Origin of the sequence: Mesorhizobium sp. NPDC059025, from assembly GCF_042739655.1 — a bacterium.
Taxonomy (GTDB): domain Bacteria; phylum Pseudomonadota; class Alphaproteobacteria; order Rhizobiales; family Rhizobiaceae; genus Mesorhizobium.
In genome coordinates this window covers 693,990-708,787 of record NZ_JBHYIM010000001.1, presented here as the reverse complement: position 1 = coordinate 708,787, position 14,798 = coordinate 693,990, and the positions used below count along the sequence as shown (strand labels likewise).

At 60.3% G+C, this 14,798-nt stretch carries 12 protein-coding genes; 5 read left to right on the top strand and 7 right to left on the bottom strand.

Going from position 1 to position 14,798, the window contains the following annotated elements; translation table 11 throughout:
• The first annotated feature begins 144 nt into the window (after positions 1–144).
• Positions 145–867 carry a transcriptional repressor LexA gene (lexA, locus tag ACFWYE_RS03430; RefSeq protein ID WP_379070873.1) on the top strand — a complete coding sequence of 241 codons (723 nt, stop codon included), beginning with the start codon at positions 145–147 and terminating at the stop codon, positions 865–867.
• A 26-nt stretch (positions 868–893) separates the two neighbouring features.
• Here lexA and ACFWYE_RS03425 read toward each other — a convergent pair whose 3' ends face one another.
• Positions 894–3,446, bottom strand: a complete 2,553-nt coding sequence (locus ACFWYE_RS03425) for a ComEC/Rec2 family competence protein (RefSeq protein ID WP_379109556.1) — start codon at positions 3,444–3,446, stop codon at positions 894–896.
• Positions 3,447–3,537: 91 nt separating this feature from the next.
• Between ACFWYE_RS03425 and gltX the strand changes: the two genes are divergently transcribed.
• From gltX to ACFWYE_RS03405, 4 genes are all read left to right on the top strand, one after another.
• A complete protein-coding gene (gltX, locus tag ACFWYE_RS03420; protein ID WP_379109555.1) occupies positions 3,538–4,959 on the top strand; it encodes a glutamate--tRNA ligase in 1,422 nt (473 codons plus the stop codon).
• A gap of 177 nt (positions 4,960–5,136) precedes the next feature.
• A complete protein-coding gene (gene gltA, locus ACFWYE_RS03415) occupies positions 5,137–6,426 on the top strand; it encodes a citrate synthase (protein ID WP_129415086.1) in 1,290 nt (429 codons plus the stop codon).
• Positions 6,427–6,696: 270 nt separating this feature from the next.
• Complete coding sequence (locus ACFWYE_RS03410) at positions 6,697–7,089, top strand: DoxX family protein (RefSeq protein WP_379073042.1); 393 nt, start codon at positions 6,697–6,699, stop codon at positions 7,087–7,089.
• 142 nt (positions 7,090–7,231) lie between these two features.
• Entirely contained in the window at positions 7,232–7,693 is a 462-nt protein-coding gene (locus tag ACFWYE_RS03405; protein WP_379109758.1) for a hypothetical protein, read from the top strand.
• 26 nt (positions 7,694–7,719) lie between these two features.
• Here ACFWYE_RS03405 and lpxB read toward each other — a convergent pair whose 3' ends face one another.
• The 6 genes from lpxB to bamA form a co-directional block, all read right to left on the bottom strand.
• Positions 7,720–8,889 (bottom strand): lipid-A-disaccharide synthase, encoded by a 1,170-nt coding sequence (gene lpxB, locus ACFWYE_RS03400; RefSeq protein ID WP_379109553.1) that lies wholly within the window; start codon positions 8,887–8,889, stop codon positions 7,720–7,722.
• A complete protein-coding gene (locus ACFWYE_RS03395) occupies positions 8,886–9,791 on the bottom strand; it encodes an LpxI family protein (RefSeq protein ID WP_379109551.1) in 906 nt (301 codons plus the stop codon). The genes lpxB and ACFWYE_RS03395 overlap by 4 nt, the downstream gene beginning before the upstream one ends.
• On the bottom strand, positions 9,766–10,599 hold the full coding sequence (gene lpxA / locus ACFWYE_RS03390; RefSeq protein WP_129415081.1) for an acyl-ACP--UDP-N-acetylglucosamine O-acyltransferase: 834 nt from the start codon (positions 10,597–10,599) through the stop codon (positions 9,766–9,768). Before lpxA ends, ACFWYE_RS03395 begins: the two co-directional genes overlap by 26 nt.
• 14 nt (positions 10,600–10,613) lie before the next feature.
• Positions 10,614–11,084, bottom strand: a complete 471-nt coding sequence (gene fabZ, locus ACFWYE_RS03385; protein WP_379070861.1) for a 3-hydroxyacyl-ACP dehydratase FabZ — start codon at positions 11,082–11,084, stop codon at positions 10,614–10,616.
• A complete protein-coding gene (gene lpxD / locus ACFWYE_RS03380; protein ID WP_379070858.1) occupies positions 11,077–12,129 on the bottom strand; it encodes a UDP-3-O-(3-hydroxymyristoyl)glucosamine N-acyltransferase in 1,053 nt (350 codons plus the stop codon). The genes fabZ and lpxD overlap by 8 nt, the downstream gene beginning before the upstream one ends.
• Positions 12,130–12,204: 75 nt before the next feature.
• A complete protein-coding gene (gene bamA, locus ACFWYE_RS03375) occupies positions 12,205–14,598 on the bottom strand; it encodes an outer membrane protein assembly factor BamA (RefSeq protein WP_379070855.1) in 2,394 nt (797 codons plus the stop codon).
• Positions 14,599–14,798 lie beyond the last annotated feature (200 nt).

Genomic DNA, 14,798 nt, shown 5'->3' with positions numbered 1-14,798 from the left:
GGGAACAGCCTGGCTTCTTGCTAGGCTGAACAAAGCGTCAACAAATTCATTAAACTTTAAATGGTTGCGGAACACAAATGGAACAGATAGTGTTTGTTCCGGGTTTGTTTTTCTGATTCCGGTTCCGTTCCACGGAGGGTGGCGATGCTGACACGCAAGCAACATGAGCTTTTGCTCTTCATCCATGAACGGCTGAAGGAAAGCGGAATCCCCCCTTCTTTCGACGAAATGAAAGAGGCGCTGGACCTGGCCTCCAAGTCAGGAATCCACAGGCTAATAACTGCTCTGGAGGAACGTGGCTTCATCCGCCGATTGCCGAACCGGGCTCGCGCGCTGGAAGTGCTGCGGTTGCCGGATTCGATTGCTCCCGGCCTTAACGCAGCCAGGAAGTTTTCTCCGGCGGTCATCCAGGGCAGCCTGGGGCGTTCTGTACCCAAGGAGCCGCAACGCCTGCAGGCGCCTAGCAATGACGACGACGTCGCAGCTTCCGTTTCCATCCCCGTGATGGGACGCATCGCTGCCGGTGTACCGATCGACGCGATCCAGCACCGCACCCATTCGATTTCCGTACCGCCGGACATGATTTCGGGAGGCGAGCACTACGCCCTGGAAGTCAAAGGCGACTCCATGATCGAAGCCGGCATTTTCGATGGCGATACGGTCATCATCCGCAATGCCAATTCGGCCAATCCCGGCGAGATCGTCGTGGCATTGGTCGATGAGGAAGAGGCGACGCTCAAGCGTTTCCGTCGCAAGGGCGCCTCGATTGCGTTGGAAGCAGCCAATCCTGCCTATGAAACACGAATCTTTGGACCGGATCGGGTCAAGGTACAAGGTAAACTGGTCGGATTGATCCGTCGCTATTAGACCGGACACCCTACAAATTTAGCCGACTACAGATTGCCGGAAACAGACTTTCCGGGAAATTGTGTGTCTGAATGGGCGGGGTGGTTTGAGTTCAACGGTTTGGGCTTGGATTTAGGCGTGTTTTCAAGGCGAGGCGGCAATCCCCTCGCCTCGCGCGTAAATTCACGCTGGACATGCCAGGGTCGATCTTTGGCATCGATCGCGAACAAGATATTAGCCGGCTTATCTGGCAAGGAATCGAAGCGCACCGCAGCACTGCCGACGCGGGCCAGATCCTGCTTGGTGACCACCACCACAGTCGGATCGTTGCAGGGATCTGGTGCGGTCGCATCGTCGATCACAATGAGTGCCGCGACTCCGCAAGCCGATCTGGCTGCATCGATGCGAGCGGTCGTCACCACGACAGCCCCAGATGGATGGCGAGCGAAGCACAGCTGGCGAGTGCACAGGAATGGCGTGCCAAGCGGCATGTCGAGTGCATTTTCGACAGTCAGTTCGACGTCACTCGAAACATCTTCTGGCAAGACCGTCGTCTCTACGTTGAGCGCCCGGCGCCAGTTGTCGAGCGTGAAGGGATTGGGTCGTGCCCGGCTGACAGCGAGTTTGTCATCGCCGACTGGCAGGGCAACGAGCCGTGCGTCCTCCGAGATCAACACATCGGGCGTTTCTACATTGCCCATCGCTATCAGACCGGCCAGCACAAAGGGCAATGCCAGCAAACGTAGCCATGTCGTCGCCATCGCACCGATGGCAAGCGCCACGGCAATGAAGAGCACCGATTGCGTCGAGACAAGGCCAACCCCGTCGACCGGGGAGCGCTGCGAAATCCAGTCCGCGATCACCATCATCACCGTCAGTCCCTTGCCCATCGCATAGAGAAACGGTTCATCGGCGCCAAACGGCATGGCAATCGCGCTGAGAACGGCAGCCAGCATGACAAACGAAACCACTGGCATCACCGCCAGGTTGGCGAACAAACTCAGGGGTGAGACCCGCTGGAAATGCCAGACCGCGAACAGCGCCGTGGCAAGGCCGGCGATGATCGAGGTTGCAGCCATGCCAGCAACCGCAATCAGCGACTTGTGCGCGAGAAAGCCGGTGAACGAGCGTGCCAGCGGTGCCGGGGTAGGCATGACTTCGCGCCGTTGCGCCCAAGCCGCATACGCGCCGATCAAGGCGGCAGTCGCGGCGAACGACATTTGGAAAGACGGACCGACCACTTCATGCGGCGCGGTCAGGATCACGATCATCGCCGAGATGGCCAGGTTGCGCATCGACAGCGCCGCTCGGTCGAACAGCACCGCAATCAGCATCACCGACAGCATGATGAAACTACGCTCCGCCGCGACCACCACCCCGGAGATCGCGAGATATGCGGAAATCGAACAAATGGCTGCGAACGCAGCATATTTCTTGACCGGCCGGCGCGCTGAGAAATCCGGAAACAACGCGAAAGCGCCGCGCAGCAGTAACATCACGGTTCCTGCGACGAGTGCCATGTGCAGGCCGGATATCGAGATGATGTGATAGATACCCGTCCTTCGCATGGCTTCGTTGACGGAGTTCGGAATGCCGGCGCGCACGCCGACAATCAGTGCCGCGGCGATCTCGCCCTCAGGCCCACCAATCGAAGCGCGAATGCGATCCGCGATCGTTTCGCGTGCGGTCTCGACGGCCACCGACAGCCGAGTGGGCAGCGATGCAGGTACCTTCTCCAGGGGTTCAAGCTTCGGCTTGCCCATGAAGAACCCAGTCGCGCCGATCCCGTCGAAATAGCTTTCGAAAGAAAAATCATAGCCGCCGGGCCGCACCGGACCGGCTGGCGGCATCAGCCGGGCATAGCCGGAAACGATCGACCCGGCGCGGATTTCGGCCGGCATTGCCAAAGCCGAAAGCCGCACCCGCTCCGGCTGATAGCGTAGCTTGGGCTTTTCAGTACCGATGACGTCGAGCGTCAGCCGCGTGCGTCCACTGGCCATCGGCTCGACTGAAATGACGCGGCCTGTCACCCTGGTCGACACCTGTGCTCCCAGTACGTTGCTCGGCATGCGCCACGTCTCGACCTTGCCGGCAAGGATACCGAGCACGAGGAAGAGGACGGCCATCGCGGCGAGATGCAAGCCAAGGCGGGAGCGTGAAAGCAGCGCAATGACAGCAAGGACAGCACTGCCGGCAATCAACTGCGCGAAGGCAGGCTCGCGATCGAGTGAGAAATAGACCGTCGCTCCAGCCCCGAGAAAGACCGGCGCGAACAGGAACGCGACGCCGCGATCCAGCTCCAACGCGATCGCCCCGGCGAACGGGCCGCGCAGGTCCCCGCCAATCAGCTTTCGCAAGTTCTGCCAGCGGGTTTCCAGCCACGGCTTGTCGCCGGAAGGCATATCCAGGGCATCGGAACGAGGATGCTGGCGCGCTGCCAGCAGATCATCGAGCGATGATGGCATTCCGATCGGCTGAATGTCAGGCGATGCCGCCGCGGCATTGCTGTCATCGACGGCCGGAGACACGAATAGAAGACGCTCGTTGATGCCCTGTTCGGCATCAGCGCCCCCTCGCCCAACCCTCCCCGGTCCAGCCATCGGGCCTGCCCCTTGCGCCCCTGACCTCCTATGCTACATGAACGCCCAAACAACGAAAGTCCGCGCTCCTGCGCTTCTTCCCGAGAGTTCCATGTCCGATCAGGTCGTAACCCGTTTCGCTCCCTCCCCCACCGGTTATCTGCACATTGGCGGCGCACGCACGGCGTTGTTCAATTGGCTCTATGCCAGGCACACCAATGGCAAGATGCTGCTGCGCATCGAGGATACCGACCGCGAGCGCTCGACTGACGCCGCCACCGCCGCCATCCTCGAAGGACTGAGCTGGCTGGGCATGACCTGGGACGGCGAGGCCGTTTCGCAATTCCAGCGCGCCGCGCGCCACCGCGAGGTCGCCGAGGAACTGGTGCGGCTGGGCAAGGCCTATTATGCCTACGAGACGCCAGCCGAGTTGGACGTCATGCGTGAATCCGCCCGCGCGCAAGGGCTGCCGCCGCGCTATAACGGCCACTGGCGCGACCGTGATGCTTCCGAGGCTCCGGAGGGTGTGGCAGGTGCGATCCGCATCAAGGTGCCGCGCGAAGGCGAGACCGTGGTCAACGATCTCGTGCAGGGAGAGGTGCGTTTTCCCAACAAAGATCTCGACGATTTCATCATCCTGCGCTCGGACGGCGTGCCGACCTACATGCATGCTGTCGTGGTCGACGATCACGACATGGGTGTCACTCACATCATCCGGGGCGATGATCACCTGACCAATGCCGCCCGGCAGACCGCGATTTATCGCGCCATGGGCTGGGATGTGCCAAAGATGGCGCATATTCCCCTGATCCATGGTGCCGATGGTGCAAAGCTTTCCAAGCGTCATGGCGCGCTCGGCGTCGAGGCCTATCGCGCCATGGGCTACCTGCCTGAGGCGCTGCTCAACTATCTCGCCCGCCTTGGCTGGAGCCATGGTGATGATGAGGTCATGTCGATCGAGCAGATGGTGTCGTGGTTCGATATCGTCGACGTCAACAAGGGTGCTGCCCGCTTCGACTTCGCCAAGCTTGAGGCGCTGAACGGCGTGCACATGCGGGGTATGGACGATGCGGCGCTGACCCAGGTGTTTTTCGATACGCTGCCCTATCTGCCCAATGGGGAAGCACTGGTCGACCAGCTGGACGACAAGAAGAAAGCCCAGGTGCTGCAGGCGATGCCCGGCCTGAAGGAACGCGCCAAGACGCTGGTGGAACTGGCCGACAGTCTTTATTTCATCGCGGCCCAGCGACCGCTGCAACTGGACGAAAAAGCAGCTTCGCTGCTCGACGTCGACGCAAAGGCCGTTCTCAAAGCCGTGCTTGGCCATTTCCAGGCGCTTGACGAGTGGACCGTCGCCACGACCGAAGCCGCGGTACGCGCCTATGCCGAAACGGCGGGCGTCAAACTCGGCAAGGTGGCGCAGCCTCTGCGTGCGGCACTGACCGGCCGCAGCACCTCACCCGGCGTCTTCGACGTGCTCGCCGTGCTTGGTCGTGACGAAAGTCTTGCTCGCATCGCAGATCAAATCGATTAGGAGTTCTGGTCCAAGAACTTTAGCATTGAAAGGTTTCTTTTGCGGTGCAACATTGCCGCCGGATCAATCAGCCCTAACTATTCCGGCGGCTGTAATCTCGCGCATTTCAAGGGCTTGTGGCGTTCCGCGTAGCGGATCGTCCTGGCCTGCAGACCAGGGAACAAGAAGGAGTTTGCAATGACCGGACAGACGGCGAAACTGGAGCTCGACGGCAAGACCCACGAGTTCAAGGTCCGAAGCGGTTCGGTCGGTCCGGACGTTATCGACATCGGTGCGCTTTATTCGACGACCGGAGCTTTCACCTACGATCCCGGCTTCACGTCAACGGCGAGCTGCGAGTCGGCCATAACCTACATCGACGGCGATGCTGGCGTGCTCTTGCACAGGGGCTATCCGATCGATCAGCTCGCCGAGCACGGCGATTTCCTGGAGGTATGCTACCTGCTGCTCTACGGCGAACTGCCGACCAAGGCGCAGAAGGACGATTTCGACTACCGGGTCACGCGCCATACCATGGTGCATGAGCAGATGACCCGGTTCTTCACCGGTTTCCGCCGCGACGCGCACCCGATGGCGGTCATGTGCGGCGTGGTCGGCGCCCTGTCGGCCTTCTACCACGACTCGACCGACATCTCCGATCCTTACCAGCGCATGGTTGCGTCCGTGCGCCTCATAGCCAAGATGCCGACCATCGCTGCGATGGCCTACAAATACCACATTGGCCAGCCCTTCGTTTATCCGAAGAACGAGCTCAACTTCGCTGCCAACTTCCTGCATATGTGCTTTGCCGTGCCTTGCGAGGAATACAAGGTCAATCCGGTGCTGGCACGCGCCATGGAGCGCATCTTCATCCTTCATGCCGACCATGAGCAGAACGCCTCGACCTCGACGGTGCGGCTGGCTGGTTCTTCGGGCGCCAATCCATTCGCCTGCATCGCAGCCGGCATCGCCTGCCTGTGGGGACCTGCGCATGGCGGTGCCAACGAGGCCGCGCTCAACATGCTGTCCGAGATCGGCAGCGTCGACCGCATCCCGGAGTACATCGCCCGCGCCAAGGACAAGAACGACCCGTTCCGCCTGATGGGCTTCGGTCATCGCGTCTACAAGAACTACGATCCGCGCGCCAAGATCATGCAGAAGACCACGCACGAAGTGCTGGGTGAACTCGGCATCAAGGACGATCCGACACTCGATGTGGCCATCGAGCTCGAAAGGATCGCGCTGACCGATGAATATTTCATCGAGAAGAAGCTCTACCCGAACATCGACTTCTATTCCGGCATCACGCTGAAGGCGCTCGGCTTCCCCACCACCATGTTCACCGTGCTGTTCGCCGTCGCACGCACGGTCGGCTGGATCGCGCAGTGGAAGGAGATGATCGAGGATCCACACCAGAAGATCGGCCGTCCTCGCCAGCTCTATACCGGCGCGCCAGAGCGCGACTATGTGCCCATCGCCAAGCGCTGACCGTTCACGCCTCGGCTGACGTTTCGCCGCCCCTGATGCCGCTGCATCAGGGGCGGTTTTCATATGCGTTGAACCACAGCAAGACTTTGTCTTCGCTGTCCGGCGACGGCCAGGACATCACGCCCCTCTCAACAACTGTTGATTTGCGAGGCTCGTCATTTGACCGCGCACAGATGGCCCCCGCCGCATTTCCCCGCTAGGTGCGGATTGCCAGCACACGCTGCATTTGAGATCACCCGCAACCATTCAAACGAGATATTGAGGGACAATATGAAATTTGGTTTTCTTCAGCCCTGGGCGCCACAGTTGCTCAGCATCCTGCGCATCACGACCGCAGCCACTTTCCTGACGCACGGCACTATGAAGCTGCTTGGCTGGCCAGCCCCGTTCCCCTATCCGCTCAATGGCATGACCACGACAGCCGCGGTCCTGGAAATCGTCGGTGGCCTGTTGCTGATCATTGGCCTGTTCTCGCGCCCGGTGGCTTTCATCCTCTCCGGCCTGATGGCATTCGCCTACTTCATCGCGCATGCCCCGCAGGCCTTCTTCCCGGTACTCAATGGCGGCGAAGCGGCAATGCTTTTCTGCTTCGTGTTTCTCTTCATCGCCGCGGCTGGTCCCGGTGCGTGGAGCGTCGACGCCGCGCTTGGCAAAGACAAGTAATCAGACTGCAAACTCCCGACCAGCAATGGACAGCCGGCTACGAGGCCGGCTGTTTTCGTTTCGGCACCGGCGACTCCTGACTCAAGCCTGTCAGGAGGACATGGCTATTCTCGGCTCGTTTCTTTTCACGGAGCACGCCAAGATGCTGAATGCTTTTGCGACCCGGTCCGTCACCCTGCAATCCGTGCTGCTGGTGACTTTTCAGGCACCCATGGAAGACGTCGATCGTATCATGGCCGAAGTCACCGCGATCATTCCGCTCGTCATGGGAAAATACGACAGCAACTCCTATCAGACAGCGGAGGGCGTGGAACGCTATCGCCCACTGCAAGGCGCGGCAGCCGGGCCGGAGACCGACCTCCGCAGGCGACCCGGTGTCGTTGAGATATTCTTTGAAATACCCGAAGATCAGCAACTGGCCGAGAAGGTGGTCGAGGCAATCTTTCTGACACACAGCTACCAGGAGCCCGTAATCCGCCTTCAGTCGATCCTCAGCAGCAGATCAAGGGGCCTGGACGACAGCGAGAATCCCAATCGTTGGTGGAACACTACGGGTGACTGGAAGAAAAACGCAGAGCCCGTTGCCTCTGGCTCTGCGAGCTAGGGCGCCAGTTCAACGCAGCCACGATATCAGCGGTGCTTGTCGATTTCCCCCAAGACGACAGCAGCCGCGATTTCGCCTGCCGGAAGGTCGGTCGCCATGCGGCGGCGCACCTCGGCAAACCCGTCTTTCTGCCATGTGCGAAGTCCGCTGTCCGACCACAAGGCCTCGATCTGGCGGGCAAGGTTCGGCGGCCGCACATAGATGTCGTAGAATTCGGTCACCAGCGCCCGATCGGCGATGAGATTCGGCAAAAGCGCCGACCAGGTGGTGATAAGCTTCTGAAGCAGCTTTGCCACCGGATCGAGCTTGTAAGTCGAAACCATCGGTACGCCTGACAGCGCCAACTCCAGCGAAACCGTGCCTGAGGCAATCAGCGCCACGTCGGCTTCGCCGAATGCCTGCCACTTGCGTGCCGCATCCACGATGATTTCAGGCTTTTGTGGCCAGGACGAAACGGCCGTTCGTACCAATTCCGCGACATGGGGTACGGTTGGCAACAGCAGGCGCATCCTGTGGCCGCGTTCGGCGAGCACCGCGACGGTTTCTCCGAAGGGTTCGAGCAGCTTCTTCACCTCGCCACGCCGCGAGCCAGGCAGAAGCAGGAGTGTCTTTTCCCGGTCCTCACCAAGATCACGAGGCGCGTTCTGCGCTGCAGCAGCGCGCAACACATCGGCATCATGGCTCAATCTGTGGCCGACATAGGTTCCTTGTGGTCCACCCAGTCGCTCCAACGCCTTCGCTTCGAACGGCAGGATGCAGAGGATATGATCGACATAGGGTTTCATCGCAGGCGCCCTGCCCGGCCGCCATGCCCACACGCTCGGGCATACATAGTGCACGATCGGGATGGCCGGGTTGGCCGCGCGTACCTTTTTCGCCACGCGCAGCGAAAAATCCGGACTGTCGATGGTAACAAGGCAGTCCGGTTTTGCGGTCGCAATCAGCGAGGCAACCTGGCCGATACGGCGGATCAAGCGGGGCAAGCCGGCGAGCACGGCACTGAATCCCATCAGGGCGATCTCGCTGGCATCGAATGGCGGATTGAGACCGAGCGTCTTGAGATGACGCCCGCCAAGACCGACGAGCTGGATCTCACGGCCGGTCTTTGCCTTGAGCGCAGCGATCAGATCGGCACCCAGCAGATCGCCGGATTCCTCACCCGCCACGATGGCGATCCGGAGCGGCCCAGCCGTCATGTGATCCGCTCCTTGGCTGGCAGACCCACCACAAAGAGGCCGAGCGCATCCGCCTTTGCGATCACCGCCGAGCTATCCAAAACCAGTGAGCGGCCGGCTTCCACAGCGATGCCGGCCAGACCGGCGGCGTGAGCGCCCTCAACGGTCTGCAAGCCGATGGAAGGCAGATCCACCCTGAGCTCCTGCCCGGGCTTGGCGCATTTGACCAGCACGCCGCCCTTCTTTCCAGCCAGCCGGCCATGCCCGCGCAATTCTCTCACGCGTGCCAGCAAGCCGTCCGTTCCCTCGATCCCTTCCAGCGCGATCGCACGACCGCCAACCGCCACTGCACCCTGCCCTATGTCGAGCATGCCGATAGCGATTGCAGCTTCGTGCGCGGCCTCAATGTCCTTCCAGTCGGCCGTGGACGGAGCAAGGCGCGTCAAGGCTCCTTCGGTCGCCGTCAGGTCCGGGACGATCTGATGTGCCCCGACAACGGTGAAACCACGCGCCTCAAGCCCGCGAACGACCACCTTGAGAAGGCCATCGTCCCCCCGTGCCAGCGCGGAAATCACAAGTGGAACAATGGCTAGCAGACCGAGGTTGAAGCGCATAGCGCCAAGTCGTGGTCGCCGCCTGATTTCGCCGGCGAGCACGACATGCGTGATGCCGCGGCGTCTCAGGATTCCGACCAGAGAACCGATGTTCTCAAGCGAAAGCACCTCGTGCTCAAATTTCCCGAGCGCGCTCTCCGGCAACGCCTCGCCCTGTACCATCAGGACGAAGGGCTTATGTCCCTGTTCGCCGAGTCCATTGGCGACGTCAGTCGGGAGCCTGCCGCCACCGGCGATGATACCGACCCTGGCATCCGGCGGGAGCTGAAGGCGGCCACCGCCCTCAGCTGTCGTCGTCGGCGTCGTCATCGGCCCCGCCCTTCAGCGGCGGCACGGTGTAGTGCCGCTTGCCACGGCTGGTTATGAAGTCGATGATCTTCATCGCCGCCGGGGAACCGGAAAACTCCGCCTTGGCCAGTTCGACATTCTCGGCAACAGTGCGCGAGGGGTCGAAGATCGCGCGGTAAGCGCGCCGCAGCAGGTAGATTTCGGAGCGCGGCAGACCAGCCCGCTTCAAGCCGACGATATTCAGGCCGCGCAGCTTGGCGCGGTTGCCCATGGCAATGGCATAAGGAATGACATCGCCAACGAAGGCCGAACAGCCTGCCAGGAAAGCATTGTCGCCAACGCGCACGAACTGGTGAACGGCGCTCAGGCCGCCGATATAGACATTGTCGCCGACCTCGCAATGGCCACCAAGCGTGGCGCCATTGGCGAATGTCGCGTTCTTGCCGACAACGCTGTCATGACCGATATGTGCGTAGGCAAGGAAATTGCCGTTGTCACCAACGGTCGTTTCGCCACGGCTGTTGTCGGTGCCGAGATGCATCGTCACGTTTTCACGGATGGTGCAATTGGCGCCGATGACCAGTGTCGTGCGGCCACCCTTGTGCTTCGTGTTCTGTGGCGGTCCGCCCAGCACGGTCATCGGCCACACTTTGGTGCCGGCGCCGATGGTCGTTCCACCCAGCACGGAAACGTGGCTCACCAGTTCGACATTGTCGCCAATGACCGTATCGGATCCGACATGGCAAAATGGCCCGATGCGGGCTCCGACGCCGATCTGGGCACCGGACTCAACAACGGCAGCGGAATGAATGAATGTTTCGGTTGTCATGCGTACCTGAAAACTTACGGTCGCTCGTTCTCGACCATCATCGCCTGAACCTCGGCCTCGGCGACGACGGCACCATCGACCTTCCCTTCGCAGGCGAATTTCAAAAGATTGCCGCGCTTCTTGAGCTTATGCACGTGGATCAGCAGCTGGTCACCCGGAACGACGGGCTTGCGAAACTTGGCGCCGTCAATGGTCAGCAGATAGACGAGTGACGGCTTTTCAGCACCCGCCGCGCGGATACAGATCGCGCCTGCAGTCTGCGCCATCGCCTCCAGGATCAACACACCCGGCATCACCGGATGTTCCGGAAAATGGCCCATGAAGTGCGGTTCATTGACCGTGACATTCTTGACGCCGATGGCGGAGTTGTCACCATCGATATCGATGATACGGTCGATCATCAGGAACGGATAGCGATGGGGCAGGATTTTCATCAGCCCGATCAGATCGACGACTTCAAGCGTCGAACCGGCCGTATCAGCCATTCTTGTCCCCCTTGGAATGCTTCGTAAATGCGCGGATCGCCGAGAGCTCCCGGAAGAAGTCACGCATTGGCTGCGCAGGCATGCCGGCCCAGCGCTCGCCCGCAGGAATGTCATACATCAAGCCTGAGGACGCGGCCACCTGTACCCTGTCGCCCACGGTAATGTGGTCGGCGATACCCACACGGCCACCCAGCATGACGTAATCGCCTAATGTCACGGAACCGGAAAGACCGCAATGGCCGGCAATGATGCAGCCTCGGCCGATACGCACATTGTGGGCAATCTGAACCAGATTGTCGATTTTTGTCGCCTCACCGATCACGGTATCGGCCATTGCACCGCGATCCACCGTGGTGTTCGAACCGATTTCGACGTCGTCCTGTATGATGACACGGCCGATCTGCGGCATGCGCTCAGGACCCTTGGCGCCGCCGGCGAAACCGAAACCGTCCTGCCCGACGCGAGCTCCGCCGTGGATGATCACGCGATTGCCCACCAGGGCATACTGAACACTCGCACCTGGGCCGATGTAACCGTCACGGCCAACGCGACAGTTGCGTCCGACAACGGCGTTGGCTGCAATCACCGTGCCGCTGCCGACATATGCGCCGGCGCCGATCACGGCACCAGCCTCGACGATCGCCCCGTCTTCGACATGGGCAGTATCATCAACGTAGGCGCGGCTCGAAATCCCCGTTTCGGAGGTCAGGGCGACAGGCGTGGAAGCATCGGGATACAACAGCCGGCCGATCATGGCGAAAGCCTGCTGCGGGCGCGGATTGATCAAAACCGCGACACCGGCAGGCGCCTTGTCAGCAATGTCCGCCGTGCAGAGCACCGCAGCGGCGTTCAAGGTCGGCATCAGGCCGGCATTACGCTTGCCGTCCACAAAGACCAGGGCTTTGTCGTTGGTGTCGGTAGCTGAGGCAATCGTCTCGATGACGGTCTCGGCATATGCCTCGTTAGACAAAGCCGAACCAGTCAGATTCGCGACTTCGGCCACCGTGAATCGGCGCGAAGCCACAAAAAACACCGGTTCGGTCATTCCTGAGCGGTATCCAGCCAAATCAGACCTTGGCCTTCCGAACCGAAATGTCCGGAAGCCGCCATGGTTCGCAAATCAGAATCGGGTCGAAATGCCGAAGTTGAATTCCTGGACGTCGTCCGTCTTTTCCTTCTTGAGCGGGATCGCATAGTCGATACGCAGAGGACCGAAAGGCGATGCCCACATCAGGCCGATACCAGCAGATGCGCGCAGCTTCATGCCAGTTGTCGTTCCGTCGACACCCGAAACCTCGTTGCCATAAAGCGTCGCTGCGTCCGCGAACACCGCGCCGCGCAAGCCGAGGCTTTCCGGAACGAGTGGCAGCGGGAACTGAGCTTCGGCCGACGCATTGAAGTAAGTCGTGCCGCCCAGATGGTCGTAGCCGCCGCCGGGCCGGGCCGCTGCCGGACCGATACCGTTGAACTCGAAGCCGCGGATCATGCGGTCGTTGTTCTGGAACAGATCGAAGACGCGCAGGTCCTTGTCGCCATAACCGATGATGTGACCAGCGCCACCAGACACCAAGCCGACGATATCAAGCTCTTCGGACAGTGTCTGATAGATCGAAGCTCGTGCCGTCAGCTTGACGAACTTGGCATCGCCGCCGAGACCAGCCACTTCCACACCACCGTTGGCATAGATGCCATAGTGCGGATTCTTCATGTCGTCGATGGTGTTGTAGACCAGCGAACCGCTGACCGACGACTTGATCCAGGCACCACGCAGATTTCCCGTTACCGGATCGGTGATTGCGTTCTGGATTGCCTGCGAGACGTTGCAGAGCAACGGATTGAAGACGCCGGAGGCATCGTAGCAACCCTTGTCGTACTTATACTTCTCTTGCGAGATGTTGTAGGCGAGCTGCGTCGTCAGGTTCTGCGTGATCGGCAGACCGAAACGGATCGTCGCGCCGGTCGTTTCCGAATCGTAGGCATCGTATTCGCGCGTCGAGCGGTAGATGTCGAAGCCAGCTGCAATGCGGCGACCAAGGAAATACGGCTCGGTGAAGGACACGCTGTAGTCGCGCGACTTCCTGCCACCGCCGGCGGACAGCTTGATAAACTGGCCACGGCCCAGGAAATTGCGCTCGGTGATCGAACCCATCACCGACGGACCAGGTGTTTCACCACCGGTCGAGTAACCGGCGCCGACCGAGAAGTCACCCGTCGACTTCTCGACGAGGTCGACCACAAGAACGACCTGGTCAGGCTCTGAACCTGGCTGGGTCGAGATGTCCACCTTCTCAAAATAATCAAGAGCTTCGATACGCTTCTTCGCGCGCTGCACAAGCACCTGGTTGAAGGCGTCGCCTTCGCTGAGGTCGAATTCGCGACGAATCACATAGTCGCGGGTACGAACGTTGCCGCGGATTTCGATACGTTCGATATAGGCCTTGGCACCCTGGTCGATCGTGTAGGTAACCGAGATGGTCTTGTTTTCGAAATTACGGTCGCCACGCGGCGTCACCTGAGCAAAGGCATAGCCCTGGCCGGCAACCTTTTCGGTCAGTGCGATGATCGAATCTTCGACCTTCTTAGCGTTGTAGGTATCGCCCTTATAGGTCTGAACCACGGACTGCAGCGCCTGCGCGTCGACTTCCGGGATCGACGAGTCGACGCTGATATCGCCGAAGTCGTAACGCTCGCCCTCGTCCACCGTGATCGTGACGGTGTACTGGTTGTTGGCGCTATCAAGATCACCCGTAGCGGACACGACCTGGAAATCGGCATAACCGCGATTGTAGTAGAAGCGGCGCAACAGCTCCTCGTCGGCTTTCAGCTTGTCCGCATCGAACACGTCGTCGCGCAGGATGAATGAGAGCCAGCTCGACTTCTTGGTGCCGATGACGTCGGTCAGACGACGGCTCGAAAACGCCTTGTTGCCCACGAAATTGACGGACACGATCTTGGTGCGCTCGCCTTCGTTGACGTTGTAGACGACGTTCACGCGGTTCTCGCCCAGATCCATGATCTGGCTGGTAACCGCGGCGTCGTCACGACCGATACGACGATAGGCTTCCTTGATCGCCTCGATGTCAGCATCGACAGCGGCCTGCGAATAGGACGAACGCGGCTTCAGCTGCACGGCCATCGCGAGCTGGGCATCCTTGATCTTCTTGTTGCCCTGGAAGATGACCTGGTTGACGACCTGGTACTCGGAGACGCTGATGACCAGAGCAGAACCAGCCTGGTTGATACGGACATCCGAGAACAGGCCGGTACCGAACAGCGCCTTGACGGCTTCGTCGATGTCGGCGTTCGAAAACGCCTTGCCGGGCTTGATCTTCACATAGTTGCGGATCGTCTCGGCATCGACGCGCGTGTTGCCGTTCACGTCGATGCGGCTCACCACGGCCGCTTGGGCAGCAGACACCGATACAAACTGAACAGCGAGCGAACCTGGAACAACCAGGGCGGCTGACAAAGCCGCCGCAGACGCGGCGCTCAGAAACTTGGATGCTGCCTTCATCGGGCTATAAAACCTTTTTCTCGTAGTCCCCACGGCGAGAAAACCGGACGTCGCGGTCATTTTCCCGTACCGTATTAACCGGATTTTCCCTACACGCAAGGCTTCTGGTTAATTTGTATTTACTTACGTTCCCAGCGTGGCTTTCGCGTCACTCATATCCCTGCTCATGGTAAACGGTGCCTCAACAAACCCGCCCCATG